Source organism: Paenibacillus spongiae (assembly GCF_024734895.1).
GTDB lineage: Bacteria > Bacillota > Bacilli > Paenibacillales > Paenibacillaceae > Paenibacillus_Z > Paenibacillus_Z spongiae.
Genome location: NZ_CP091430.1, coordinates 1701013 through 1726784 on the forward strand (window position 1 = coordinate 1701013; position 25772 = coordinate 1726784).

At 53.5% G+C, this 25772-nt stretch carries 26 protein-coding genes; 19 read left to right on the top strand and 7 right to left on the bottom strand.

The window, feature by feature from the left end; genetic code table 11:
• The first annotated feature begins 92 nt into the window (after positions 1–92).
• The 4 genes from L1F29_RS07800 (at position 93) to L1F29_RS07815 (ending at position 5113) form a co-directional block, all read left to right on the top strand.
• A complete protein-coding gene (locus L1F29_RS07800) occupies positions 93–1706 on the top strand; it encodes an extracellular solute-binding protein (RefSeq protein ID WP_258387767.1) in 1614 nt (537 codons plus the stop codon).
• Positions 1707–1776: 70 nt separating this feature from the next.
• Positions 1777–2667: an ABC transporter permease gene (locus L1F29_RS07805; RefSeq protein WP_258387768.1), complete on the top strand. Its 891-nt coding sequence runs from the start codon at positions 1777–1779 to the stop codon at positions 2665–2667.
• A 20-nt stretch (positions 2668–2687) separates the two neighbouring features.
• Entirely contained in the window at positions 2688–3572 is an 885-nt protein-coding gene (locus tag L1F29_RS07810; protein WP_258387769.1) for a carbohydrate ABC transporter permease, read from the top strand.
• Positions 3573–3583: 11 nt separating this feature from the next.
• Positions 3584–5113: a glycoside hydrolase family 31 protein gene (locus L1F29_RS07815; RefSeq protein ID WP_258387770.1), complete on the top strand. Its 1530-nt coding sequence runs from the start codon at positions 3584–3586 to the stop codon at positions 5111–5113.
• Positions 5114–5171: 58 nt separating this feature from the next.
• Here L1F29_RS07815 and L1F29_RS07820 read toward each other — a convergent pair whose 3' ends face one another.
• Positions 5172–6158, bottom strand: a complete 987-nt coding sequence (locus L1F29_RS07820; protein WP_258387771.1) for a metal-dependent hydrolase — start codon at positions 6156–6158, stop codon at positions 5172–5174.
• Positions 6159–6250: 92 nt separating this feature from the next.
• Here L1F29_RS07820 and L1F29_RS07825 point away from each other — a divergent pair, with 92 nt between their 5' ends.
• The gene (locus L1F29_RS07825) at positions 6251–6553 is read left to right on the top strand and encodes a hypothetical protein (RefSeq protein WP_258387772.1); all 303 of its coding nucleotides are present in this window, start codon (positions 6251–6253) and stop codon (positions 6551–6553) included.
• Here the strand turns inward: L1F29_RS07825 and gerQ are convergent.
• Together gerQ and L1F29_RS07835 are read right to left on the bottom strand one after the other, a co-directional pair.
• The gene (gene gerQ, locus L1F29_RS07830; RefSeq protein ID WP_373876482.1) at positions 6525–7205 is read right to left on the bottom strand and encodes a spore coat protein GerQ; all 681 of its coding nucleotides are present in this window, start codon (positions 7203–7205) and stop codon (positions 6525–6527) included. The two genes, L1F29_RS07825 and gerQ, sit on opposite strands and share 29 nt — an antisense overlap.
• 31 nt (positions 7206–7236) lie before the next feature.
• A complete protein-coding gene (locus L1F29_RS07835) occupies positions 7237–7659 on the bottom strand; it encodes a cell wall hydrolase (RefSeq protein ID WP_258387773.1) in 423 nt (140 codons plus the stop codon).
• 363 nt (positions 7660–8022) lie between these two features.
• Between L1F29_RS07835 and cyoE the strand changes: the two genes are divergently transcribed.
• From cyoE to L1F29_RS07850, 3 genes are read left to right on the top strand one after another with little or no spacing between them, the layout of a single operon-like run.
• Positions 8023–8886 carry a heme o synthase gene (cyoE, locus tag L1F29_RS07840; RefSeq protein ID WP_258387774.1) on the top strand — a complete coding sequence of 288 codons (864 nt, stop codon included), beginning with the start codon at positions 8023–8025 and terminating at the stop codon, positions 8884–8886.
• 16 nt (positions 8887–8902) lie between these two features.
• A complete protein-coding gene (locus tag L1F29_RS07845; protein ID WP_258387775.1) occupies positions 8903–9577 on the top strand; it encodes an SCO family protein in 675 nt (224 codons plus the stop codon).
• 20 nt (positions 9578–9597) lie between these two features.
• Positions 9598–10524 carry an AEC family transporter gene (locus L1F29_RS07850; protein WP_258387776.1) on the top strand — a complete coding sequence of 309 codons (927 nt, stop codon included), beginning with the start codon at positions 9598–9600 and terminating at the stop codon, positions 10522–10524.
• 45 nt (positions 10525–10569) lie between these two features.
• Here the strand turns inward: L1F29_RS07850 and L1F29_RS07855 are convergent, their stop codons facing one another.
• The 3 genes from L1F29_RS07855 to L1F29_RS07865 all read right to left on the bottom strand — a co-directional run bounded on the left by L1F29_RS07855 (position 10570) and on the right by L1F29_RS07865 (position 12532).
• Entirely contained in the window at positions 10570–10947 is a 378-nt protein-coding gene (locus tag L1F29_RS07855; RefSeq protein ID WP_258387777.1) for a DNA primase, read from the bottom strand.
• 116 nt (positions 10948–11063) lie between these two features.
• Positions 11064–11183 (bottom strand): sporulation protein YjcZ, encoded by a 120-nt coding sequence (locus L1F29_RS07860; RefSeq protein ID WP_258387778.1) that lies wholly within the window; start codon positions 11181–11183, stop codon positions 11064–11066.
• A gap of 125 nt (positions 11184–11308) precedes the next feature.
• On the bottom strand, positions 11309–12532 hold the full coding sequence (locus tag L1F29_RS07865) for an MFS transporter (RefSeq protein WP_258387779.1): 1224 nt from the start codon (positions 12530–12532) through the stop codon (positions 11309–11311).
• Positions 12533–12804: 272 nt separating this feature from the next.
• On the opposite strand from L1F29_RS07865, the gene L1F29_RS07870 reads away from it, so the two are divergent.
• The 3 genes from L1F29_RS07870 (at position 12805) to L1F29_RS07880 (ending at position 16624) form a co-directional block, all read left to right on the top strand.
• Positions 12805–13242: a hypothetical protein gene (locus tag L1F29_RS07870; RefSeq protein ID WP_258387780.1), complete on the top strand. Its 438-nt coding sequence runs from the start codon at positions 12805–12807 to the stop codon at positions 13240–13242.
• 95 nt (positions 13243–13337) lie between these two features.
• Positions 13338–14498 (top strand): transglutaminase domain-containing protein, encoded by a 1161-nt coding sequence (locus tag L1F29_RS07875; RefSeq protein ID WP_258387781.1) that lies wholly within the window; start codon positions 13338–13340, stop codon positions 14496–14498.
• Positions 14499–14590: 92 nt separating this feature from the next.
• Positions 14591–16624, top strand: coding sequence for a peptidoglycan D,D-transpeptidase FtsI family protein (locus tag L1F29_RS07880; protein WP_309252385.1), 2034 nt, complete (start codon positions 14591–14593; stop codon positions 16622–16624).
• Positions 16625–16763: 139 nt separating this feature from the next.
• Here the strand turns inward: L1F29_RS07880 and L1F29_RS07885 are convergent, their stop codons facing one another.
• A complete protein-coding gene (locus L1F29_RS07885; protein ID WP_258387782.1) occupies positions 16764–17645 on the bottom strand; it encodes a helix-turn-helix transcriptional regulator in 882 nt (293 codons plus the stop codon).
• A 225-nt stretch (positions 17646–17870) separates the two neighbouring features.
• On the opposite strand from L1F29_RS07885, the gene L1F29_RS07890 reads away from it, so the two are divergent.
• The 8 genes from L1F29_RS07890 to L1F29_RS07925 all read left to right on the top strand — a co-directional run bounded on the left by L1F29_RS07890 (position 17871) and on the right by L1F29_RS07925 (position 25710).
• Positions 17871–18932, top strand: coding sequence for a hypothetical protein (locus tag L1F29_RS07890; RefSeq protein ID WP_258387783.1), 1062 nt, complete (start codon positions 17871–17873; stop codon positions 18930–18932).
• A 333-nt stretch (positions 18933–19265) separates the two neighbouring features.
• Positions 19266–19511 (top strand): hypothetical protein, encoded by a 246-nt coding sequence (locus L1F29_RS07895; RefSeq protein WP_258387784.1) that lies wholly within the window; start codon positions 19266–19268, stop codon positions 19509–19511.
• 300 nt (positions 19512–19811) lie between these two features.
• The gene (locus L1F29_RS07900; RefSeq protein ID WP_258387785.1) at positions 19812–20564 is read left to right on the top strand and encodes a Cof-type HAD-IIB family hydrolase; all 753 of its coding nucleotides are present in this window, start codon (positions 19812–19814) and stop codon (positions 20562–20564) included.
• A gap of 7 nt (positions 20565–20571) precedes the next feature.
• On the top strand, positions 20572–21048 hold the full coding sequence (locus L1F29_RS07905; RefSeq protein WP_258387786.1) for a DUF456 domain-containing protein: 477 nt from the start codon (positions 20572–20574) through the stop codon (positions 21046–21048).
• 157 nt (positions 21049–21205) lie between these two features.
• Positions 21206–21928, top strand: coding sequence for a ThuA domain-containing protein (locus L1F29_RS07910; protein ID WP_258387787.1), 723 nt, complete (start codon positions 21206–21208; stop codon positions 21926–21928).
• 30 nt (positions 21929–21958) lie between these two features.
• Positions 21959–23602, top strand: a complete 1644-nt coding sequence (locus L1F29_RS07915; RefSeq protein ID WP_258387788.1) for a putative polysaccharide biosynthesis protein — start codon at positions 21959–21961, stop codon at positions 23600–23602.
• A gap of 87 nt (positions 23603–23689) precedes the next feature.
• Positions 23690–25321 (top strand): copper amine oxidase N-terminal domain-containing protein, encoded by a 1632-nt coding sequence (locus L1F29_RS07920; RefSeq protein WP_258387789.1) that lies wholly within the window; start codon positions 23690–23692, stop codon positions 25319–25321.
• 41 nt (positions 25322–25362) lie between these two features.
• Complete coding sequence (locus L1F29_RS07925; RefSeq protein ID WP_258387790.1) at positions 25363–25710, top strand: thioredoxin family protein; 348 nt, start codon at positions 25363–25365, stop codon at positions 25708–25710.
• Positions 25711–25772: the final 62 nt, after the last annotated feature.

Below are 25772 nucleotides of genomic sequence, written 5' to 3' on the forward strand. Positions count from 1 at the left end.
ACCTCGGCGGCAATCGGATTGCTCCTTCGAGGCTCAAGGAATGAATTACAATCGAATTGCAAACGATTAGCCAAAGAGAGAGGGGCACATCAATGAAACGCTTGAAGCTAGGATTTATGTCAGTACTGCTGTTAGCGGTCGTAGTTGTTAGCGCTTGCAGCAATGCTGCGCCGGAGAAGGAAGAGAACGGCGGAGAGAAAGCCGCCGAAACGCTCGTGAACGGGAAAATGGTCGAACCGGTTACGATGACCATCGCGAAGTCGGTGAATCCGAACGATAACTCGCTGCCGGAAGGAGATACGGTCGACAATAATGCCTTCACGCGGCTCTTGAAAGAAAAGACAAACGTTGAATTCAAGGCTACGCTGACCGGGGCTGCAGGGGATGCATACAATCAGAAGCTTCAAGTCGCAATCGCCAGTGACGATATTCCGGATGTGATGCTGGTAACGGAGAGCCAGCTGAAGCAGCTGGTCGACTCGGACATGCTGGAGGATTTGACGGATGTTTACAATAAATATGCGAACGACTGGTTCCGCGAGGTTTACAAGAGCGGTAACGACCAGGCTTTGAAAAATGCGACATTCGACGGGAAATTGATGGCTATTCCGGGAGCCGTGTTCGAAAGCGATTCGATTCAGCTGCTGTGGATCCGCAAGGATTGGCTGGATAAGCTCGGACTGGAAGTTCCCAAGACGCTTGAGGATATCGAGAAGGTAGCGAAAGCGTTCATCGAGAAGGATCCGGACGGCAACGGGAAGCCGGACACGGTTGGCCTGACTGGAATTCCTGGACTGGTCGGCGTTACGCATGGCTTCGATAGCATATTCAGCGCCTTCCATGCTTACCCGGATTTCTGGATCAAGGACGCATCCGGCAAAGTCGTGCACGGATCGACCGCGCCTGAGACGAAACAAGCCCTGGAGCTGCTCCGCAAGTGGTATGAGGGCGGCATTATCGAGAAAGAGTTTGCTCTGCGGAAAGATCCGAACGAGCTCGTCGTCGGCGGCAAAGCCGGCATGCATTTCGGCGAATGGTGGACGCCATGGGGATTCGGAACGCAAGCGGTGAAGGTCGATCCGAAGGCGGATTGGCAGGCTTATCCGGTTCCGCTCGACAAGGAAGGCACGTTTAACGGAAAAATGGTGCAAATTTCGCCAACCTATGCGGTTGTCAAAAAAGGCTACAAGTACCCTGAAGCTTTGATGGCGGTTCTGAACGCATCCGCTACCGATGCGGAATTCCAGAATATAAGCAACTCGATCAATCCGGGCCATATGCCGGTACGTCTGGTTACGGACTGGGCGGATGCCGTGACGAGAAGAACGGCGAACTTCCAACAGTATTTGGGCGGCAATACGGACACGAGCAGCTTCGATATCGAAGCGACGCGCCTGCTTGACGCCATCAAGAGCTACAGCGAGAAAGGGACTGCCGATCTCGACAGCTACGGTCCGGCGCATTCCTACCTGGTTGGCGGAGGAGCGCTTCTTCAGCCAATGAACAAAGTGCGCAATCTCTACTACTCGCAGACGAAGACGATGGAAGCGAAATGGACCAGCATTACGAAAGTGCAGAACGAAACGTTCCTGAAAATCATTATGGGCAGCGCGCCTCTGGAAGCGTTCGACGAATATGTAACGCAATTTGACAAGCTGGGCGGCAATGTGATCGCCAAAGAAGTCGAAGAAGCAATCAGCAAGTAATCAAGACGAAGGCAGCGGCGCCGGATCGATCCGGCGCCGTATTTAATCCAAACAGGTCGGCGGTGAATTCATGAAGAAGAATTTGAACGTTCTGCATTACCATATCATGCTGATGCCGGGAATTATTTTTTTGATCCTGTTCAGCATTGTGCCGATGTATGGGATTCTGATCGCATTTAAAGATTTCAAACCGGGGAGAGGGATATGGGGCTCCGAATGGGTAGGCCTGGAGCATTTCCAATTTCTATTTACCCTCCCGGATTCGAAGACGATTTTCTTCAATACCATCTTCATCGCGGTGATGAAGATCATAGCGGGCATCATTGTGCCGCTGACGGTCGCGCTTCTGCTGAATGAAGCGCGCAAACAGTTTTTTAAACGCAGCGTACAGACGTTTATTTATTTGCCTCACTTCTTATCTTGGGTCATATTGGCTAATATCGTGGTCGATTTATTCTCCACAACCGGCATCATCAATCAGATCCTCTCTGTCTTCGGCGTGGATCCGATCATGTTCATGGCCAGCAATACCTGGTTCCCGGCGATCGTGATCGGCAGTGACGTATGGAAAGAATTCGGCTTCGGCACGATTATATATTTGGCCGCGTTAACCGGCATTAACCCGTCCCTATACGAGTCGGCTGTTATCGACGGCGCGACGAGATGGCAGCAAATCTGGTACATTACGCTGCCTAGCATCAAACCGACCATTATATTGCTCGCGACGTTGAGTCTGGGGAATATTCTGAATGCGGGCTTCGATCAAATTTTCAACATGTACAACCCGCTTGTCTACGAGTCGGGAGACATTATCGACACGTATGTTTACCGGGCGGGACTCGTCGAGGCCAAGTTCAGCTTGGCTACTGCGGTAGGCTTGCTTAAGTCGGTCGTCAGCTTTGTGCTCATCATGGTCTCTTATTTTCTGGCATCCCGATTTGCTAATTACCGTATTTTTTAATCGAAGGCAGGTGAACCTTCTTGGTTACCAATCGCTCCTTTTCATCCCGTTTATCAAACGCCGTCATTGTTGCCATTCTCACATGCATTTCGCTGTTGTGCATCGCCCCGTTATGGTATACGATTTCCGTATCCTTCAGCGATAAGGCCGCCGTGGCGGCAGGGCTTGTTACTTGGCGGCCTGTAGAGTTTACATTAAGCGCGTATCAGCACTTGTTGTCCGATAAATCCTTCTTTCGCGCATTCGGCATTTCGGTCGAACGGGTTCTTTTAGGCGGACTTATCAATTTTGTTTTGACGGTCATGATGGCCTATCCGCTGTCACGCGAGACGAAACAATTCAAGGTTCGAAACCTCTATATGTGGTTTATCGTGTTTACGATGCTGTTTAGCGGAGGGCTCATTCCGTGGTTCATGACGATTAAATCCTACGGGCTGCTGAACAGTATATGGGCTCTGGTCCTGCCTGGCGCGGTTCCCGTATTCAGCGTCATCCTGCTGGTCAATTTCTTCCGCAGCATTCCGAAGGATCTGGATGAAGCGGCCGTCATGGACGGAGCGGGGCCGTGGTATATGCTGCTGCGCATCTATTTGCCGGTATCCTTGCCGGCGCTCGCCACCATCACCTTGTTCAGCATTGTCGGGCATTGGAATTCCTTCTTCGACGGCTTGATTCTGATGACGAAATCGGAGCTCTATCCGCTGCAAACGTATATTCAGCAATTGATCGTGCAGGTGAATACGGCAGGTATGACATCGGAGGAGATGAAGATGGTCGCCCAGCTGTCCAACAAAACGCTGGATGCAGCCAAAGTCGTCATTTCAATGATTCCGGTGCTGATCATCTACCCGTTCCTGCAGAAATATTTTATTCACGGGATTATGCTTGGTTCGGTTAAGGAATAGGAGGGCTTAAGTTGAACAAAATCAGTATGGAAGTACTTCCAGGCGAGTATTGGTGGGGAGGCGCGGTATCGGATGGCATTCATATGCCGTTTGGCAAAGCGTCATTCTCCAGAGGACTTGATCCGAATTTAACGGCGAATCAGGCTGCACCTGTGCTCGTATCCAGCAAGGGAAGATCTATCTGGTCGGAGGACCCGTTCCGCTTCGAGTTTGAAGAGGGGCAGCTGCGTATTGAAAGCGGGTCTTCTTCAGACATCGAAATCGAGGAGCAGCATGGCGATTTGCGGGGAGCGTTTCAGGCGGTTCAAGCGAAGAGATTTCCTGCTCAAGGACACATTCCGCATGAGACGATGTTTACCCGGCCTCAGTACAATACTTGGATCGAGCTCATGTATGATCAAGAGCAGCATCGCATTCTTGAGTATGCGGAAGCGATCATCGCCAATGGGATGCCGCCGGGGCTGCTTATGATCGATGACAATTGGCAGGAAGATTACGGTACATGGGAATTCCATCCGGGACGGTTTGAATCCCCGCGCCGTATGGTAGACCGTCTGCATGAACTGGGATTTACCGTCATGCTGTGGATTTGTCCGTTCATCAGTCCTGACAGCGCAGTGTTTCGCGAATTGTCGGGCCGGGGCTATCTGGTCCGCAGCGAGGACGGCACGGTAGCCGTACGGGAGTGGTGGAACGGATACAGCGCCATGCTGGATTTGACGAATAAGGGTGCCATTGCATGGTTCGAAGGGCAGCTGAACCGGCTTCAGGACAAGTATGGCATCGATGGATTCAAGTTCGATGGAGGAGACCCGCTCTATTACAGGAACTCCGACCTGTGCGCAGAACGGACGACTGCGAATGGACAGTGCGAGGCTTACGCCCGAATCGGCTTGAACTACAGGTTGAATGAATACCGGGCATGCTGGAAGCTGGCCGGCGAACCGCTTGCGCAGCGGTTATGCGATAAAGCGCACAGCTGGGAGACGAACGGGCTTGCCTCGCTGATCCCGAACGGCTTGTCCCAAGGCTTGATGGGCTACGCCTTTACTTGCCCGGACATGATCGGCGGCGGGGAGTATGTCAATTTCATGGCGAATTCGGATAAGCTGGATCAGGAATTGTTCGTCCGGTATGCGCAATGCTCGGCGCTGTTCCCGATGATGCAGTTCTCTGCGGCCCCTTGGCGCGTGCTGGATCAGGAGCACTTCCGCTATTGTGAAGAAGCGGCCAGACTCCACGTGGAGTTCGGAGATTATATTGTGTCGCTCGCCAGACATGCGGCTCAGACGGGTGAACCGATTATCCGCCATATGGCTTACGAATTCGGTGACGGACACTTCGCGGAAGTGAACGATCAATTTATGCTGGGCAGCGACGTGCTGGTCGCGCCGGTTATCCGGAAAGGCGCGGCAGAAAGAGAAATACGCTTCCCGGAAGGCGCTTGGCGCGGCGACGATGGCAGCCTTGTTCAGGGACCGTGCGTGCAGACGGTCAGTGCTCCTCTATCGCGCTTGCCGTGGTACCGGAGAGAAGCGTGACAGGTTCATAACCAGATACAGCCTCTATCTTTTCTTTGAAAAGAAGAGGCTGTTCTCGTCAATAGGAATTCATCCGAAGCCGTTTCTGGAGCCTGTCGTCGCTGAGCCAGCCGACATAGGAGCCGAGCGTCTTATAATCGCTGTCCAGCAGCAGCACCCCGACGAAGGGATATTGCTTGCGGTGGCGGTAGCGGACATCGGACCAACGCACCTCATAGCCCCATGAATGTTCTTTAACTTCGGCACAAGCATAGGACGTAAAGTAAAGGAACGAACGGATGGCCGGATCGTTCTTGGAAATCTCCACGACCGGATGCTCGGCACAGCGCGCGCTATCGACCCACCGCAGATTCCCGCGCCGCAAATCGCCGATCGTAAAATAGCCGTCCGGCCGCCGTTTGACGATATTCCAGTCATACAAGGACACAGTCGGGATGACAATATACGTATCGCTCTCCCGATATTCTTCATCTATCTGCGGCATTCGCTTGACAAGCGCGTGATGGACGATGGTCCGCCATATATAATAGAGGATCAACAAGCCATACATAATCGGGAAAATGACTGTCGGATCGGCGATCCGCAGAGCCCACAGCACGATGGCCAGGACATGGAGCGTAAAAATGACGGGATCGAAAATATGAATGATATTCCACGATATCCATTTGTCCGTAATCGGGCGCATCGCCTGGGTGCCGTAGGTGTTAAACAAGTCGCTAAACACGTGCACGACTACGGCTAGCAATACCCATCCGGTAATGTGCAGCCAGGGCAGCGAGAAGCTAAACCCGACCTGCAGCAGCAAGGTGATCAGCGCCGTCCATATGACGATCGCAGGCAGCGAGTGCGATGCTCCGCGATGATTGCGAATATAGACCGCATTGCTTCTGAAACGTAACAACCCGTCAAGATCGGGCGCTTGCGAACCGACTACCGTACCGATCAGGACGGCGGCATAGACCGTCTGGTCGGAAGCGATAACCGGATCGATGGATGCTAATCCGGCTAGCCCCAGCCCCATTACCAAGTGCGTTCCGCTATCCATGAATGAGTACCTCCCCGGTAAGTGGTATACTTCTATTTGTACGCTTCAGTATTTTCTGAATCGGGTGAACTTATAAGGGAGTGAGCATTTTTATGGCGATTTGTTTTGTCGAATATCGAATCGAGGAACAATTCGAAGCTCAGTACCGGGCATGGATGGCCGCCAAGATGGCTGAAACGCGCGCATTCTTATTATATGAGGGAACAGATCAGCCGCTGCTGTTCGTCGAAGTATGGGAAGCGGACGATGAATCGCATGCGGCGGATATAAAAGAAGAACGCTGCAGTGAGCGTTCCTCTTGGCATGCCGTTGCAGAATGGGTCGCAGGAGGCGCGACCAAGATTCATGCATGGACATTTCGTTCCGTTAGCCCCCCGTCGTCTGGGCCGGCATAGGCGTCGTATTGGTGACGGATTCGCCTTGGAACGGATATTGGTAAGCGATCGGACCATCGAAGGTTACATAATCTAGGTTGAGCATCAGCAATAAGTAGCGCATGCCGGTAGCCGGGTCGCTAATAATGATATGGTCCCGCCCTGCGGCTTCGATAATGCCGCGGAATATTTTGGCGTTCCACTCGCGGTTGTTCTCATATGTCATGTAGAACGTGGCCATTTTGCCCCGATTAAGGCGCAGTATGTTCTCTACATACGATTCCTCAGTAACCGGCTGTACGACATTGCCGCCGCTAGGCGTTACGATCGAGCCGCTGGGCACATTCGTCGGCGGCACCATCGAAGCTCCCATCGTCATCGGCATTTTGGCTTGCGCCGGCATCATCGAAGCCCCCATCGTCATTGGCATGTTGGCTTGCGCCGGCATCATCGAAGCCCCCATCGTCATTGGCATGTTGGCTTGCGCCGGCATCATCGAAGCTCCCATCGTCATCGGCATGTTGGCTTGCGCCTGCATGACCGGCGCGCTCATCGCAGGAATGTTCGAAGCGGGAAGCGTTTGTGCTGTCGGCATATAGTGATATCCATAGCTTCCCCATCCGCCTGTACTTGCTGGACTTACCGCTGTTTTGTGCCCGTAACCGTTAGACATATTCCCAATTCCTCACTTTCTGATCTTAAACTTAATAAACACTCGGACAATCCTCAGGGGTAGGCGCGAAGAAGCAGTGCGCTTTAAAGCGGCCTGTATTGCTCTGATCCCACCAGGTGGCAGGGCAGCCGCCAGTGGGGCGGAAGAACCAGAGCGCATTCGAGGCGGGATGCTGCCGCTCGCCGTTAATCACGCGCTGCGCCAGCCTGATCTCGCTCTCCCGCGCCCTCTGGTAGAAGTAGCCCTTCTGTGTCGCCTCGAAACCGCCCGGACTTTGATAGACCATATCCGGAATGGAGCGGATGTTCTTAAAATCAAGACAGTTGCCCAGGACGCGGTTCACGCCGACATTGCCGACCATCAGCATGCCGAGGTCGCCTTCGCCCTCCGCTTCTGCGCGCATGAGCCGTGCAAGCATCTTCGTATCTTCCGCATTTGTTTTTATGACACCCATATGATTAAAACTCTCACTTCCTTCTCTAGCCGCTCGGGCGATTATCCACATTGACATTGTATTGGCGGGTGGGCGAATTGGTTCCTGGCCCAGAAAAATAATCGAGCTTCGACAAAAGTGCCCCCGCCCCGTGTCAAATTCATGAACAACCAGCGCGAACGTTGTCAAAGCATCGCGAGTTAGGGTATGATTAAGAACGATTTGATACCTCAAGAAGAAACGGCAGACGCCGTCTTAGGCGGCGAACTGAGTTTCTTCCCGCAGAAATATAAGCAAAGTATAGCGGAAACTTATACTTCCTTATATTTAAATAAAGACGGGCGCTATCGCGTCCTTAATGGGATCGGAACAGGGAGGCTCGCTGTGTTTAAAGAATATGTGGCCCTGACTAAGCCGGGCATTATACGGCTCAATACTTTCGCTGCGTTCGGCGGGTTCTGGGTCGCTTCCAAATGGCATATCGATTGGTGGCTGCTGCTGTACATGCTGGTCGGTTCGGGCCTTACGATGGCTTCGGCCTGCGTCCTGAATAATTACTGGGACCGCGAGCTGGACAAGAAGATGGAACGGACGAAGAATCGCGCGCTGCCGACAAACCGGCTCAATCCGACGAACGTCCTCATCTACGGAATCGTCCTTGGCATTATTGGACTGGCCGTGCTCTTCATACTGGTCAACCCGTTAACAGGCTGGCTGGGCTTGCTTGGTTTCTTCGTATACGTCGTCATTTATACCATGTGGCTGAAGCGGTCATCGACATGGAGCACATCCATTGGCGGAATATCCGGGGCGATGCCGCCCGTTATCGGCTATACCGCAGTTACCAATGAAGTGGATGCCGGCGCATGGATTTTGTTTGCACTGCTCTTCTTGTGGCAGCCGCCTCACTTCTGGTCGATCGGCATCCGCCGGGTGGAGGAATACCGGAAGGCCGGTTACCCGCTGCTGCCGGTCGTGAAAGGGATCAAGAGAACGAAGCTGCAGATGATCCCATACACGCTGCTGCTGATCCCGACCGGGATTTTCATGTACGCCTACGACTATGCCGGCATATTTTTTCTGATCGTTTCCGTGCTGGGCGGCGTAATATGGCTGGTTCAAACGCTCATGGGGATGAACACGTCCGATGACACCAAGTGGGCAAGAACGAATTTCATGATATCGATTAATTATTTGATGATTGTCTTCTTGGTGATGATCGCGGACACGAACGGTATCGCCTCCTAAGGCGGCCGTTCTTCTTATGTCGGGATTGCACCGAACATCGATTGAGGGGGAGAAATTCAAGGTGGCCTTTATACGCAAGCATGCTTTCAAAATTGCCGTTCTTGCCTTGTGCGCGGCGCTTGGACTTTATCTGTATCTTGCCAACAATCCGAAGGAGACGGTGAAGCTGCTGGATACAGGCAATGCGGCGCCAAACTTCCAATTAACGGATCTGGACAATAAGCCGGTCACGCTGGCGGATTCCAATGGCAAAGTGCGCGTCGTCTACTTTTATTTCGCGAATTGTCCCGATGTATGTCCGCCGACAACGTTCCTTATGAGCCAGCTGCAGGACAAGCTGAAGAAGGACGGGACGTTCGGCAAGGATGTGGAGTTCATCTCCATCTCATTCGATCCGGAGCGGGACACGCCGGAAGTAATCCGTAAGTTCATCGAGAAGATCCCGGGTGAGATCGATCAGGCGGCATGGACGTTCCTGCGCGGGAAGGACGAAGCGGAGATAAAGAAGCTTATGGAGGATTTCGGACTTTCTTTATTTAAAGATGAAAAAACGGGCAATTTCGGCCATACGGATACAATTACGGTGATCGACCGGGACGGCAATATCCGCAAATATATGACGGGCTCCATCGATGAAACCGTGAACGCGGACCAGATTAAGACCGTTGTCGATGCGCTTATAGACCAGTAAGAGGCGGCGGATAAACAATAATGACGGTCTTCTGGTCGATACTATGGAACAACGTGATCCCGCTGTCGGTGATGATCGCCCTTGGCGTCACCCTTCAGCGGTTTTTTTCTTTGGATATTCGAACGCTCTCCAAGCTTAACTTTTATTTGTTCTCACCCGCTATTATATTTCGATTATTGTACACGACGGAGATATCGCTCAAAATCTTCGGACAAACGCTGCTGTACTTCGGTCTGTTCTTTATCCTTCAATACATTGTGGTTGAATTGGCTGTCCGGCTGCGGGGCCATCAGGGCGGCATGCGCGGAGCAATGCGGAACAGCGTCTTATTCTATAACAGCGCGAATTACGCCATTCCGCTTAATCAGTTCGTGTTCGCAGGCAATCCGTTTACATTATCCGTTCAGGTGATCGTTATGGTCATGCAGGCGCTGCTGCCCAATACTTACGGCATCTACAGCGTGAATGCGCACAAGAGCAGCATGAAGACGGTGATCAGAACGATCCTCGCGCTGCCTGTTATCTATGTCATTCCGGTCGGCTTGCTGCTGCGGGGCTGCAACATTACGCTGCCCGATCCGGTAGTCGCGCCGATCGACTATCTGGCGGATGCGTTTATCGGTACGGCGCTAATCACGCTTGGCGTCCAGTTAGGGAGCATGAAGTGGACGCTGAGCGGTACGCGGCTGAAGGATGTATGGTTGTCCAGCTTCTTGCGGCTCATCATCGGCCCTCTGACGGCCTGGTTCGTCGTCTGGATGCTGGGCTTCGAAGGGCTGCTGGCGCAAGCGCTTATCCTGTCATCCGCTGTCCCGACATCGCTGTCCAGCGTACTGCTCGCGGTCGAGTTCGACAACGAAGCGGAATTCTCTTCTCAGACGGTATTGGTATCGACGGTGCTCAGCGTCATAACGGTAACGCTGGTGATCTACGCGCTGCAAATCTAAAGCATACAGCCGCACGGCAGCCTGTTCGCAAGAAGCAAGGTACCCTTAGGAGCGGCGAAAATCATTTTTCTCATGCTGAGCGGGATCGGGGGACGGGTACATAATGTACGCCTCGAGGCCCGCTTTTTCTAATTGCTCGATCAGATAATCCTCCGGCGTTTTTTCGACGCCCGGATATCCTTTGCGCGTATATAGATGCTCGGCATCGGGAAAAGCGTCGCGCAGCATCCCGCGGATCCGTTTGCCGGATGAGTCATTGTCGGTGAACACGTAGGCTTGCTTGTGGCCGACCTGCTTGCGCAGCGTCTCGAGTTGATTGGTACCCGGCGTCCCATACGTGCAGTAGATCGGCACTTCCTCCGCAAGCACGCGCCGCAGGTGGCTGCGGTCGTTCTTGCCTTCCACAATGATTGCGATATCCACGATTCTCACCCCTTTGGGACCATTGTATCGCAAACGTCTATCCAACGAAAAGACGACCTGCTTAAAGCAGGCCGTCGCGGTCTATCTGTACCTTGTCAGGGCGATGCCCGGAAACCTTAGAAGCACCGCATCCCGCAGAGGATAACGACAAGAAGGATGAACAGCACAAGAATTAAATCCGGCGTAATCCGGTTGTGGCCGCCAAAGCCAGTGACCGGTCCTGCATATTGAGACATCGTGAAGTCACCCCCTTTTTGACATGCGTTACATGTAACGTTGCGACTGCAGGCAGGCGGTTTGCGTTCTTAGGTCATTTGCCTCTATGTAACGTATGCCCTGGAAGGGTAGCAGCCCTGTGCGCTTACCCAGTCCGGGAAAAATGGGCGTTTGCTTTAGGAGGGCGAAGCGTATGAAAGGGCAGCAGAGAGACGGCGATCATCAACCCGACAAAGGCGATGTAATAGGGCGACACATGGTCGCGCAGCTGACCGGCCAGCATCGGACCTAGAAAGGAACCGACCGAGAACGCGATGGAGAGCACCGAGAAGGTGCGGCCGTATCGCTTGCCTCCGCTTAACTCGATAAGGAGCGTAGAGAGGGCGGGGAAGATGATGCCTTTGGCCATGCCGAGAATGAAAAGCAGCACGAACAGCGGCAGGGGGGCGCCTGCGGCGATGGCGAAATAGGTAAGGGCAAGCATGAAGGCGCCCCACAGCGTCCGAAGATAAGCGGACAGCCGGTTCAGAAACAGCAGGCTCAGCGTAAGCAGCGCGCCGAGGCTGACGACGGAGAAGAGAAGTCCTGTCGTCATCATCGCTTCCATCGTATGCGCCATAAGCGGGAGCTCGAAGGATAGAATCCCCTGCGCACAGCTCATGGCGACGGGAAGAACATAAACAAGCCATGGGACGGACATGTCGGGGGACGCTTCCTTGCCGCCTGCAGTACTCTTCTTGGGATTCTTCAGCGTTAAAGGGCTATGCTGATGGCCCGCCGTACCGTTGGTCGCCAAGTCGTCCAGAGCCTCGCTTGCTTGCGGGGGTACATCCCGAATAAATAATAAGGCGCATGCCGCCGTGCCGATCAGGATCCAGCCGAGGACGAGGAATGCGGTCGTGAATCCGATCTGGGCGACCAGAAACGCGCCTGCCGCAGGCGAAACGACGGAAGCGAGTGTATGGATAAGGCCGTTGCCGGCCATCAGCTTGCCTTGTTCCACCCGGTCTTTCGCAAGCCGGGCGAGCAGTGCCATACAGGCAGGCGAAAGAAAGGCGAGCACGAAGCCGCTGATGGAACGCAGCACGAGCAGCTGCCAAGGATTTGTGACACCGGCCTGGAAGACGAGAATAATGCCGGCCGCCGCAAGGCTGAATACGATAAATAACCGGCTGCCGTACCGGTCCACGCCAAAGCCGGCAATGACGTTCCCCGGCAGATGGGTGATGGAATAGAGCCCCATCATCAGGCCGATAAATGAAGGCGCGGCCCCCAACGAAACGGCAAACGGCGTTAAGATCGGGTATTGGGCGTGAAGATCGAAGAAAGCGACGAACAGGAACAGGTAGAGCCATACCGCGGTTCTCAAAACATTACCTCCCTCACAGTAACGGCAGCTGTCTGCCGCTTTTGTTCATCATCCTGCCAAGGCTGTCGGCAGCGGTTGGGAACCCCATCGTACAGGATCAGCCATGTTACTACTTGTACGCTTGGATAAGCCCCGATATGTCTGCATCTCCCCCGCAGATGCGCAAAAGCCGTGCATGAATCATGCAATTGAACCGTTTACGCCCATTTCAGCATCAGGTATAATATTTTGTAATCAAGGTTTACAAGCAGTATAATAGAGGAGACAATCGGATGAATTTTAATTATGACATGGATACGTGGATTCAATTTTTCAAAGACAATTGGCTTGTCCTCCTAATTGCACTGATCGTTCTTTTCCTGGTCATCAAGATTGTCAAGACGGTTGTGAAATGGGCGATTGTGGCCGTTATCGTGGTCGGTGTCGTTATTTACAGCGGCTATACGCTGGAAGATGTGAAGGATCTCGGCGCGAAGGTGGCGGAGAGCGTCAAGCAAGAAGCGGTTACGGCTATGGCCGGCGAAGTGAAGGATGCAACTTATACGACCAACAGCGACGGAACCTTTACGGTAAAATCAAAAAATATCGAGATCACTGGCAATCCGGGTGAGAATGAAGTGAAAGTGTCGTTTCAAGGCGCATCGCTCGGCACCTGGAAAATCGACGAAACGATTCAGGCTTTGATCGATCAAGCTAAGATGAATAGTTAGCCGCCGGGCGTGGTCACCGGGCTGTCCCCGTCCATGAGGATGCATTCCGCCATGCGGGATAGCCGAAGCGGCGCTAAGATGAGGAGACGTGTTGCATGAACACATGGTTTGGGGCGCTGCTTAAGCCGGAACCAGTTGCGCTCATGGTGCTTCTCTTCCTGCTCGGCTCGCTTATTCAAGGATTGAGAAGAGGTGCGTCGGGATCCGCGAAGCACCTTTTCTTTTTTGTCTGGGAGGCGATAACAGCCGTTATATCGCTCATATTGGCAGGCAAGCTGGCTGCCTGGCTGTCTCCGGTTGTGAAGGAATGGCTTATTGCGCGGGAAATAATGGTGCCCAAGGAGCAGATAGGGGCATGGAAGCAGCTATGGTACACGCTGGTGACAAGCTTGCGTGATTTCGAGCTGCTGCGTTTCGGCATGCTGTTCCTGCTGGGCTACCTGCTGATGCGCTTCGCGCTGAGCTGGCTCTATCCACTCGGCGGAATGCTGTTCGACCGGATCGATGGAAGGGAGCGCCGGCATTACGTTCCGTCAAGCGGCGGACGTGCGGCCAGCCGTGCGACCGGGGCGTTATTAGGGGCTTTAATGGGCGCGGGGCGGGCCTTTATTGCGATTGCGATTCTATTCGTCTACGTAACGCTGCTGCCGGATGCCCCGCTTACCGATTCGATTCGCGCTTCTTCCTTCTACAACAAGACAGCGGAGGAGCTGCTTGAACCGGTAGCCGGAGACGTGCTGGCCAAGAGCGGCCCGGTCTTCACGGAAGCCGTACAGGCGGAATTCCGCCGCGTGCTGCAGCGGAAATATGAGGTTATCGACGCAGCGGTGCCAAAGGATATCGAACAGGCGGCCCTTACTGTCGTTCGCGGTGCCGATACCGACAAGGAGAAGGCCAAGGCGCTGTACGACTGGGTCGGCTCGCGCATCGCCTACGACTGGGACAAGGCGCGCAATTACGAACAGCGGGGCGAATGGAAGGAACAGACGCCAACCGAGACGTTCGAGACAAAGCGGGGCGTGTGCATCGATACGGCGAGGCTGTATGCCGTCATGGCGCGCTCGGCAGGGATGGAAGTCCGGGTCGTAACCGGCCTTGGCGCCGATGGCCGGGGCGGGTTTGGGCCGCATGCCTGGAATGAGGTGCGGCTGGCCGATCAAGGGGGAGAGTGGATTCCGCTTGATGCGACCTGGGCATCGTCGGGAAATTGGTTTAATTCAGAAGGATTCTCGCAGACGCATATTAAGGAAACTTAAATCGGCTTTCCATCGTCTATTATAATAGACGTCAATTGACCGGACTGACGGGCTGTCAGCCGGCACAAATCATATCGAAGGGGGGAGAATCCGTGCAGGAAGATCAGCAGAAGAAGGAAATAATGAACCGGAGACATTTTTCATTCCGGCTAAACTTATTTTTCTTCGCCACCTTCTTTCTTTTCAGCGTTCTTATCGTCCGTCTCGCCATTCTGCAGTTTGTCGAAGGACCCCAGCTGAAGGAGGAGGAATCGGCACTAGGCTCCAAGCCGGTCGCGATCCCTCCAATCCGCGGCAATATTCTTGACTCCAGCGGGAAGGCGATCGCTTACTCCACGTCAACGCAGTCGCTCTATTACACGATCGAGCCCGGCACGAAAGTGGAGGATTCGAAGGCGCTGGCTGCGAGGCTGTATGCCGATTTCCAGGAACACGGCGATGATAAGTCGCTAACGCTGGATGATATCATCAAGAACATGGACTTGGATTACAGGAAGAATACGATCTCCGTCCCAAGGCGCATCAAGACAGGGCTGAATCAGAAGGAAATCGCTTATTTCCTGGAGAACCGCGACCTCTATAAAGGGGTCGAGATTGTTGAAGAAAGCATCCGGCATTACGACCAGGACACGGTTGCCGTTCAGCTCGTCGGCTACTTGAAGAAATTCGAGAGCGGCGCTTCCGATCTTGATCAGTATAAAGGGAAGGACAAGAATAAGGATCTTCAGCTCAAGTATTTGCCGCAGGAAACCGTTGGCTTCGATGGGCTGGAGATGATGTATCAAGACGAGCTTCGCGGCAAGAACGGTCTGAAGACGTATCCGATCAATTCGAGCGGCCGCATCATCGGTCCTCCGGTCATCACGAAGCCGGAGAAGGGCAACAACATCGTGCTGACGATTAACCGGGATGTGCAGCTGGCTACGGAGAAGGCGATAATGGATCAGCTGGCGAATTCATCAAATTTGCGGAAAAAGCAGCAGAAACCGAAAACCGGATACGCCGTCGCCATGGAAGTGAACACCGGCAAGGTAATCGCAATGGCGAGCATGCCGGACTACGACCCGAAAGTGTGGGAAGGCGGCGGAATCAGCACGGAGGATTATAATAAAATCAAAGGCATCATGGGCAACGGAACGATCCGGTCGATTTACGGTCCCTACAACGATGAAGAAGAAGTTAAGAAACTGACCTCTTCGCTCGTGCCGCTCGGATCGACCATGAAGCCATTGACGGTGCTCGTCGGGTTGAACGAGAAGCTGATCACCCCCTCTACGTACTATAACGATGATGGAACATTCTATTACGGTAAAGAAGGAACGCACCGCCGCGCCATTCGAAACTCGGGCGGTCATGCCTATGGCATGATGGATCCGGCGAGAGCGATCGCCAAATCATCCAATCCGTTCATGGCCGAGAAGGTAGGCAATGCTCTTTACTTCGCTCATAAAGGCAACACAAGCGTGGACATCTGGGACAGCTATATGAAGCAGTTCGGACTCGGAGTATTGACGGGAAGCGGTCTGCCGTACGAGCATAAGGGCCTTGTGAACTATTACCACGAGGCGGAGGCTGCGAGCGCGCAGTCAGCGCTGATTCAGGCGTCGTTCGGACAGCAGGGCCGCTATACGACGCTGCAGTTGGCGCAATATACCTCGATGCTGGCCAACCGCGGCAAGCGGATGAAGCCCCAGTTCGTCAGTAAAATTATCGACAGAGAAGGCAATCTGGTGGAGGGCTTTACGCCGGAGGTGCTCAATACGGTTGATTTCCCGGACTCCTACTGGAAGGAAGTCGAATCGGGGATGTCGCAGGTTAAAGTAAAAGTGTTCGAGGACGCTCCATATAGAGTGAACCGCAAGACGGGGACATCCGAGCAGTTGGTCGGCGGCAAAACAATCGATAACTCGGTGTTTATCGCCTATGCTCCTGCCGAGAAGCCGGTCTTAGCCGTAGCCGTTGTCGTGCCTTTCGGCGGATTCGGCTCCGAGTCAGCGGCTCCAATCGCACGAAAAATATTCGATGCTTACGACGAAGCGATCGGTCTGCACGGCGTACCGAAGAAGCCGGCGGCGAATGAAACGAACGGCAGCGATAGCGGCTCCAATACGAATACTGCGGAATAAAGCTAAACCGCCCTTCACCGTGCTTGTCATGGTGAAGGGCGGTTTTTTGCGCCGGATCAAATAATAGCATGAATTGATAATGCTGCGAATGGTTAGCGGGAGACGCTGCCATTGACCGGCGGATTCGATATTTTTGAAATCAGCCCGTATCATGATGCTTCGCGCGAAACTCAGCGGCAGACATGCCGGCGAATTTCCGGAACAGGCGGGAGAAGTAGGCGGCGTCGTCGAAGCCGAGCTTTTGCGAGATGACCTTGATCTGCATACCGGTCATGCGCAGCAGCTTTTTCGCTTCGGATACTTTGAGCCGGTTCACGTATTCGTTCAGCGAATAACCGGTATTCTGGAGCACGATGCGGCGAAGCGTGGAGCGGGAGATATGATTGCGCTCCCATATCTGGCGCTCGTCCCAGGGCCGGTATAAGCCGCTCGCGATGTCCTCCAATATTTGCAGCGCGATCTCGGGTTTGCGGCTCGGTCTATCGACCGTTCTCCGGCTTTCATTAGCCGAGCAAAAATCATAAATGAGCGATTCCAGCAGCAGTGCCGCCCTGTCGGCATTGTCGGCCAGCCCGCTTTCCAAATAATCGCCGATCGTTTCGATTTTGCGGACCCATTTGCTGTCAAGCCCGATCCGGAACACCGTATCCTCATCCTGCAGCAGCCGGTTCTCCTGCCATTCCTGAATGCGGCTGCCCGAGAAGTACACATAATACTCGTCCCAATCTTCCCCGGGATCCGGTCCGTAGTGAAATACGTTGTCCGGGTGCTCCCAGAACAAACAGCCTGCTTCCAGTCTCTGGACAGGCCCGTCGCCAGCCTGGAACGTCCCCCGTCCTCTAACGATGTAAGTAAGCGCCCAGCTTTCCGGCATGGCGCTGCGGCGCATCATTATTCTTCCGGGCAAATGACCGAATTGAAGAGGGGTCAATCCTTTTATTCTCAACTTGGCGCGATCTACTTTCAGATCGATGATTCGAATTGGCTGCGGACTGATCATATAGTCCAATAACATGGTCATCGGATGTCTACCCTCCACTCCTGATCCTTGCTATTGTAAATGATAAAGCTTTCATTCGTTTGACTCGGCTGTTCACTCACGAATCCGGTTGCATTTAAGTATATCAAACCCGACATCTGGAAGCGATTACAATTACATCCGCTTCAAGAGGCGTCAGGCGCAGGGGAACGTGGGTTTATCGAAGGGCCCATGAATGAATACATTAGGAAGAAGGAGCTAACCGTTATGATCCATCGCCAGCAGGATAAGCTGATCAAGGGCGTTGCGTACCACGGAAACCGGATTTTGCGCCATGTCGAGACCGATATGCGCGACATTGTAAACCGGCATTTCAACCTCGTCGTCCACATGTTTTCTCACACCGATTGGGACCGTCACCGCCGAATTATGAAGGAGATCATTCAAATTACCGAAGGACATGGACTTGACGTCTGGGTCGACAACTGGGGCCTTGGCGGACCTCCGGGAGACAAGTCGCACTTTCTAGCCTATTATCCGGACAGCCATCAAGTGTATTCGGACGGCTCGGTCGATCCGGTCCGCGCCTGCTTGAACAGCCCGAATTTCCGCCAATTCACGAAGGAATGGATCGACGCCGTACAGGAGATCGGCGGCAAGAGCATATTCTGGGATGAACCGCACCTTGCCGCCAAATCGATGGAAAATGGCAAGCCGAAGGTATTTACGTGCGCCTGCAGCCGCTGTAAATCACGATTCAAGGACAAATACGGAAGAGACATGCCGGAGGCGTTCGACGAGCATGTGGAAGCGTTCCGCATCTGGTCGGTCGTCGATTATTTCCGCGAGGTGACGGAATATAGCAAGAAGAAAGAGATGGCAAACATCGTCTGCGTCATGCTCGGCGGCGCTCACGGCATCAATCTCGATTCGATCGAGCAGATTTGCGGTCTCGATACGCTGGAGAACATCGGCTCCGATCCGTACTGGCTTGGACAAAAGGATGTGCACCCGTACGATTTCGTCTACGAAAATACCAAATTAAATTTGGAAGTATGCAGAAAGCACAATAAAGATCACAACATCTGGATACAAGGATACGGCACCCCTCCGGGACGCGAAGAAGAGATCATCTGGGCGACCGATGCGGCTTATGACGCAGGCGCTCGCCAAATTCTGGTGTGGGGCTACCGCGGCTCCGAATCGAACGACTACCGTGCCGCGTTCCCGGATATGGCGTGGAACGCGATCGGCGAAGGCATGAGAAGAATTACGGACCGGCATAACGATGGAATCCGCCGCAAGCGGCTTGAGCTTCTGAAGAAATAGGGATTGCCTTGCGTCACCGTTGCGGTCGCCTTGCAGAAGCCGCAAAGGGAAGGAGACGCGATTGAAGAATAGACCGAGAGCCCGTCATCCGCCGATGACGGGTTTTGGTGTGGCGGAAATACCGCATGATGATTATCATCGCTATCGGGTTGACAGGTATACAACCATAGTTATAGGCGAGGACTTAACAACAATAAAAGTTGCACTAATGAAACATATTTGCATAATAATAAAAAAGAAGCGTTGAGCAAACTATTGCTCAATCAAATAAACAAGCTATCGGAATTATCAAAGCGCTTAGGCATCAAGAAGCTCATAAGGGAGGTTCATACTATGCGTTCAAAAACGAACTCTGCTATCCGCCGCTGGTTCTGGGCCGTGCTGTTCTTATCGGTGACGACAGTCTTGGTCTCGGCTTGCGGAGACGATCGGACGGCGTCCGAAGAAGGCAAGCTTCGATCTGTGAATACGTCGGGGACCATTGCGTATGCTGCAGGCCATGCCGCGGAGGATCAAATAGAAGCGGTCGGCTTGATGGGAGTGGATGTTTACGCATCGGATTGCAGGTCCATAACGTGACAATAATCACTGCATAGTAATTCGCGATACGTGAATATAGAAGTATACCAGCTGCGCCGTTGAAATAATCGTACAGCCCTTCTGCTGAAGCGAAGAAAGTTCGTGTCCAACCATGGGAAGCCGCAGCCTTGTCGCTGCGGCTCTTTTGCGATCGAGAGTCCAACACGATGCAATGGATCGGTAAGGGTGGAAAATCGAGGGTGGGGTTTTTCTCGGTAATAGTTTGGAATCGGGCCCAAATGTGCTAAGATTGCATGTAGGCAACACGATTTCTGCGATGGATTCGGGAGGACAGATATTTTGGGAGCAATCAAACTGGTAGCACTCGACATGGATGGAACATTGCTGAATGAAGTGCAAGAAATCAGCCAAGAGAATCAGATGTGGATCCGGAAGGCGCTCGATGCAGGCGTGACGGTCTGCTTTGCAACCGGGCGCGGTTTTCAAAGCGCGCTGCCTTATGCGGAGCAGCTGAAGCTCGATACGCCGATGATTACGGTTAACGGCGGCGAAATTTGGCACAGGCCGCATGTGCTTCACAAGCGGTCGCTTATGCCGGTATCTTACATCAAGCGGCTCCACGAGCTGGCGCTGAAGCATGAGGAATGCTGGTATTGGGCGTACACGACCGGAGGCATTTTCAACAAGGAGCAATGGCTCAGGACCGGCGAGGATTACGAGTCGCATCACTGGCTGAAATTCGGTTATTACACCGAGGATGAGGCCATGCTGGCGGACATCTACCGCGAAACGTCCGGCTGGGGCGGTTTGGAGATTACGAATTCGTCTCACTCGAACCTGGAGATGAACCCTGCGGGAGTCACCAAGGCAACCGCAATCCAGGAGCTGTGCGGCCTGCTTGGCATCGATATGTCCCAGGTGGCCGCAATGGGCGACAGCCTGAACGATATCGATATGATCCGCAAGGCCGGTCTAGGCGTTGCGGTCGGTAATGCGCAGGCTGTGGTTAAAGAAGCTGCCGATGAGGTCATCGTAACCAATAACGAGCATGCTGTCGCGCATCTGATTCGAAACTTTGTGCTGAAAGGGTGAGAGAAGGGTGGAAATCGCGGGTTGGATCATTGTCATCGCATTGTTTGCAATTGGGATGGCCGGTGCCATTTTCCCGATATTGCCGGGGGCGTTAGCGATCTACGCCGCTTTTTTCGTTTACGGTTTTTTTATATCCTTCTCGCCATTCGGTTTCTGGTTTTGGACGATTCAGACGCTGATCGTCGCGGCGCTGTTTATTGCCGATTATGCGGTCAATGCATGGGGAGTGAAACGGTTCGGAGGCTCTCGCGCATCCGTTATCGGAAGTACGGTCGGGGTTATTGTCGGACCGTTCGCCATTCCGGCCTTCGGATTATTGCTAGGCCCGCTGATCGGCGCGATTATTGGCGAATTGTTTGCCGGCGCAAGCTTCGACAAGTCGCTTAAAGTCGGCTTCGGCTCGGTAGTCGGGCTGTTTTCCAGCATGGTCGTCAAGATTATTTTGCAAGCTGTCATGATCGTATTGTTCATTATTTGGATCTAGCCTGCTTTCTACGCTGCGTTATTGGGAGCAGCGGCACATCGATTTTAGAGCGGTGTCGTGCTGCATGATGGCGGTCAACGGATTACTTACGGCGATCCGATGCCGGCTTGCCGGATAACCGGCGGTGAAGCGGATCACATTTTAGGAGGTTGTATTCATGATTAAAGTAACGGTATGGAACGAATTTTTGCATGAGAAGCAGCATGAGGAAGTACGCAAGGTTTACCCGGACGGCATCCATAACGCAATTGCCAACGGGATCGGCACGGACGGCTTCGAGGTCCGTACCGCAACATTGGATCAGCCGGAGCATGGATTGACGGAAGAGGTTCTGGCGAATACCGACGTTCTTATCTGGTGGGGACATATGGGTCATGACAAAGTGGAGGATGCCATTGTCGACCGCGTTCAGGCCCGCGTCCTGCAAGGAATGGGGCTAATCGTTCTCCATTCGGGACACTTCTCCAAAATCTTCAAGAAGCTGATGGGAACCGGCTGCGACCTGAAATGGCGCGAAGCGAATGAGACGGAGCGGATTTGGGTTGTTAACCCTGCGCATCCGATCGCTGCGGGATTGCCGGAGCACTTCGAGCTAGAGCGTGAGGAAATGTACGGCGAGCACTTCGATATTCCAGCGCCGGACGAGCTGGTGCTGATCAGCTGGTTCGAAGGCGGCGAGGTGTTCCGCAGCGGCTGTACCTTCTTCCGCGGACAAGGCAAAGTCTTCTATTTCCGTCCGGGTCACGAGACGTATCCGACTTACTACGACAAGAACGTCCTGCAAGTTATTCGTAACGGAATCAAATGGGCTGCTCCGTCCGGTGCGGCTGCTCCGGTTCGCGGCAATCATCAGCCGCTTGAGACCATCAAATCGAAATAAACTTACAGCAAGGAGATCGGCTTACAGCGTATGGCAAAAAAGGACTCCTTGATAAAAGGGACGCTCATTCTCGCAGCGGCGGCGCTGGTGGCCCGGTTTCTCGGGTTGTTCCAGCGCATTCCATTCGATTATCTTATGGGAAGCGCCGGCATTGCCTACTTCAATATAGCGAACAACGTTTACCTGCTGCTCCTGATTATTGCAACCGGCGGCATCCCAAGCGCGATCAGCAGGATGATATCCGAGCGCTATGCGTTGGGCCGGAAGCGGGAGGCACAGCGGATCTACAGGGCTGCGTTATTATTCGGCTTGTTGGCTGGCGTCATCATTGCGACATTACTATTCTTCCTGGCTCCCGTATTTGCGGCTTCCGGAGGCCATCCCGACGCCTCGGCAGCCGTTGCGGCCATTGCGCCGGCACTGCTGGTGTTTCCGGTCATCGCGATGATGCGCGGCTACTTCCAAGGCAGGCAGCTGATGACGCCGGGCGGGATTTCACAAATTATCGAGCAGTTCGCCCGCGTCCTGACCGCGATCGGTCTGGTTTTGATTGTGTTATCATGGGGATGGGGCGACCGCTGGCTGGCGGCTGCTGCGGCATTCGGCAGCGTATTCGGCAGCTTGGCGGCCTTCGCCGTCATGTTGTACTATGCCCGCAAACTGCGAAAGCAGGATATTCAGGAAGCGAAGAGTGAACCGGAGCCGCGGCCCGACACGAGCCGCCGGCTTTCCTTCAAGACGATTTACCGCGAGATGTTCGCCATCTCGATTCCAATCGTCATCGCTGCGATGACGGTTCAATTCATTTATAATTTTGACACCTGGCTGTTTGAGAGACTGACGGATGCGTTCTACGCGAGCAGCGCCGATTCGCTGCAGGCATTGGCGGAGCTTGGGAACCGGGCTCAGGCGCTGGCTGGCATCCCGCCGATTCTGGCCATCGCGTTAAGTACATCGATTCTGCCGATCATCTCGTCGGCGTATTCCGTCAAGAATATGGACGAGGTGCAGCGGCAGACGTCGCTTGTTATGCGCATCGTGGTTTTCACCGGCGTTCCGGCTGCGCTTGCTCTGGTTGTTGCGGCACCATCGGTAACCGGATTGATTTATCAAGATGCGAGCGGCAGCGGGCTGGTTGCGGCGCTTACGGCCGGAACGATCTTCCAGATTACGATGATGACGAGCAACTCCATCCTGTTCGGTCTTGGCAGGGCGAAGCTTCCGATGATGCATACCGTGGCCGGCCTGATTGTGAAAGTCGTCGGCAGCGTGGTGCTTGCACCGCTCCTCGGCGCTTATGGGCTTATCATCGCCTCCACGCTATGCTTCCTGACCATTGCCTCGCTCAACCTGCGGGCGATCCGCAAAGTGGTTCCGTACTCGATTCTCGGGTCGCGCTGGCTTGGTTACATGGCCACCATCATCGTATCCGCAGGAACGGGCTGGCTCGTGGATATGGGCGTCAGACAGCTGCTGGAAGGCTTGCCGTCCAAGCTGACGTACTTCCTCTCCGCTGCAGCCACAGGCATTGTAGCGCTAGGCCTATATGTCCTGCTGCTCGTGCTGCTTCGGGTTGTAAGGCCGGAGGATGCCCGTCAATTCCCGGGTCCGCTGCGTAAGCTTCTCGGACCAGTCATGCGGATTGCAAGAAGCCGCGGGACAGGGAGCAGCTAGTCTATAATTTTCCTTATATATTCCAATAACCCCCTCTGCATGGTAGAATAGGCATTAGTCTTTCTACCCATGGAGAGGGGTTTTTTTATGGTCAAATGGATGAAACGAAAATCGGTATTAGCGGTCATGCTCGCGGCAGTTATGATGATTGCAGCCGGCTGTCAAGCTGTCGGCGGGGTCGATCTGAACCAAATGCTGAAGCAAACGCTTAAGGTGGGCGCATACGAAGGAAGCCAGACCCTCGAGTTCAAGCTTCTAATGGATGAAGGGGAGCTGGGGGCGTCAGAAGAAGATAAGGCGTTATTTGATCTTATTTCCCATATCAAGCTGACGCTGGATGACATCAAGGTGAAGGATGCGGAGAATGCCTCCTTCAAGGGGAAACTGGAGCTGGGCAAGAAGCAGATCGGCTTCAAGCTGGCTATGAACGCGGAAGCCGCCGTTCTTGAGCTGGACGGCGCCAAGAAGCCGATTGTGCTTGAAGTCGCGAATCTGATGGCGTCGAACGAATTGTTCGGACAAGTGGTGGATCAAGAATTATCCATCGACGGGAAACCGGATCAGCCAGAGCTTACACAAGACCAAGAAGAGAGCCTGGCCAAAGCAGGCCAGCAGCTGATCGAGACGGTGGCCGGCTATGCGATCGACAAATTGCCGAATCCGGCGCGGATTAAGGTAAGTCCGGCTCAGGAAACCGTTCGCGGCGAAAATGTCAATGTGATGCATGTTCAGGCAGAACTGAGCGGCAAGGAAATCTATCCATGGATCAAGTCCTATATGGATGCGCTCGTAAGCGACAAAGAAAATCTCCGCAAGACGATTGCGGCCGTATACGATCTGGTTCAAAGCCAAGAAGACGTGCTTGGTTCCGCGGGAGTCGACACGGAGAGCATCTTCGGTTCCATACCTGAAGAAGATGACCGTTCGAAGGCCATCGACGAAGCCGTCAATGAGATCGTTCAAGGCATTGCGGATTTGAAGCAAGAGATGGAACAAGCGGAGAAAGAGGAAGCCGACTTCGTTAACGCTATCTTTAATGAAGAAACGTTCGTCAAGGCGGACCTCTTCGTCGATAGCAAGCTCGACGTTCGTAAATCAGTAATTGAAGTATCCGTTAAGCCTTCCGCGGTTGAAGGCGATGAAGAAATGTCCTTCTCCCCAATTACAGGCATCTGGATCAAGGCGACTTCCGAGAAGTCTAATGTGAACGGAGACATCAAGCCGGATGAAGCCGTCATTCCCAAAGACGGTTTAACGGTTGAACAGTTTTTCGATATGCAAGGCTACCAAGTGCTGCGGCAGTTTGACAACAATTCGGTAATGTACGACATACTGCGCAATCAGATGCACATTTCGCGTCAGCAAATCCATATGTACCCGGAGTACAGCAGCAACCCGCCGATTATAACGCCGGCAGGAATTACGCTCATTCCGCTGCGGGATACGTCGGATCGGCTTGGAGCAACGATCAAGGCGACGGACAAAGGAAAGAGCATCACGCTTCGCGACGATGCGACCTCGACGACGATCGAACTGAAGAGCGGCAGCAAGCAGGCGGCAATTAACGGCAAAACCGTTAATTGGTCCTTCCCCGTCACCGTTGTGGACGGCGTTACCTATGTGCCGGCACGCGACTTTGTCAAAGCGCTTGGCGGTAAGGTATACTGGGAGGACAGCTACGATGACGAGAAAATGCTCGTTATCGAACGCGAACTGTAACGAGCCGATGAGGCTTCGTTTTTAGGAGGGAGCACAGCACGATGGTAAGTATTCGTACCGAAGAAGCATTCCGCGAAGCCATTGCTTCGGAAGAATTAACAGTCGCCGTGTTCAAGACGACCTGGTGCAAGGATTGCCACTTTCTCGATCCGTTCATGCCGGATGTCGAGCAGCAGTATGATGGACGAATCCGGTTCTTTCAGATCGACCGGGATGAACTGCCGGACTTGTGCAGCGAATTGAACATTCTCGGTATTCCAAGCTTCATTGCGTTCCGAAGCGGCAAGGAAATGATCCGCTTCGTCAGCAAGCTTCGCAAAACCCGCGAAGAAATCGAACAATTCCTTGACCGCGCGCTTCAAGTGGATGGAGCGCTAAATAACGGATAGGCGCTCGTTAAATGTCCGCAGGCTATGGCCGTACTTCCGGCCAGCCTGCGGTCTTTTTTTTG

Coding starts and splice junctions, on each gene's coding strand:
- L1F29_RS07920 (WP_258387789.1), top strand. CDS start 23,690: ATGGTCAAATGGATGAAACGAAAATCGGTATTAGCGGTCATGCTCGCG.
- L1F29_RS07870 (WP_258387780.1), top strand. CDS start 12,805: ATGAATTTTAATTATGACATGGATACGTGGATTCAATTTTTCAAAGAC.
- L1F29_RS07860 (WP_258387778.1), bottom strand. CDS start 11,183: ATGTCTCAATATGCAGGACCGGTCACTGGCTTTGGCGGCCACAACCGG.
- L1F29_RS07820 (WP_258387771.1), bottom strand. CDS start 6,158: ATGGATAGCGGAACGCACTTGGTAATGGGGCTGGGGCTAGCCGGATTA.
- L1F29_RS07850 (WP_258387776.1), top strand. CDS start 9,598: ATGACGGTCTTCTGGTCGATACTATGGAACAACGTGATCCCGCTGTCG.
- L1F29_RS07875 (WP_258387781.1), top strand. CDS start 13,338: ATGAACACATGGTTTGGGGCGCTGCTTAAGCCGGAACCAGTTGCGCTC.
- L1F29_RS07805 (WP_258387768.1), top strand. CDS start 1,777: ATGAAGAAGAATTTGAACGTTCTGCATTACCATATCATGCTGATGCCG.
- gerQ (WP_373876482.1), bottom strand. CDS start 7,205: ATGTCTAACGGTTACGGGCACAAAACAGCGGTAAGTCCAGCAAGTACA.
- L1F29_RS07895 (WP_258387784.1), top strand. CDS start 19,266: ATGCGTTCAAAAACGAACTCTGCTATCCGCCGCTGGTTCTGGGCCGTG.
- L1F29_RS07890 (WP_258387783.1), top strand. CDS start 17,871: ATGATCCATCGCCAGCAGGATAAGCTGATCAAGGGCGTTGCGTACCAC.
- L1F29_RS07835 (WP_258387773.1), bottom strand. CDS start 7,659: ATGGGTGTCATAAAAACAAATGCGGAAGATACGAAGATGCTTGCACGG.
- L1F29_RS07885 (WP_258387782.1), bottom strand. CDS start 17,645: ATGACCATGTTATTGGACTATATGATCAGTCCGCAGCCAATTCGAATC.
- L1F29_RS07800 (WP_258387767.1), top strand. CDS start 93: ATGAAACGCTTGAAGCTAGGATTTATGTCAGTACTGCTGTTAGCGGTC.
- L1F29_RS07845 (WP_258387775.1), top strand. CDS start 8,903: ATGTCGGGATTGCACCGAACATCGATTGAGGGGGAGAAATTCAAGGTG.
- L1F29_RS07925 (WP_258387790.1), top strand. CDS start 25,363: ATGGTAAGTATTCGTACCGAAGAAGCATTCCGCGAAGCCATTGCTTCG.
- L1F29_RS07915 (WP_258387788.1), top strand. CDS start 21,959: ATGGCAAAAAAGGACTCCTTGATAAAAGGGACGCTCATTCTCGCAGCG.
- L1F29_RS07825 (WP_258387772.1), top strand. CDS start 6,251: ATGGCGATTTGTTTTGTCGAATATCGAATCGAGGAACAATTCGAAGCT.
- L1F29_RS07910 (WP_258387787.1), top strand. CDS start 21,206: ATGATTAAAGTAACGGTATGGAACGAATTTTTGCATGAGAAGCAGCAT.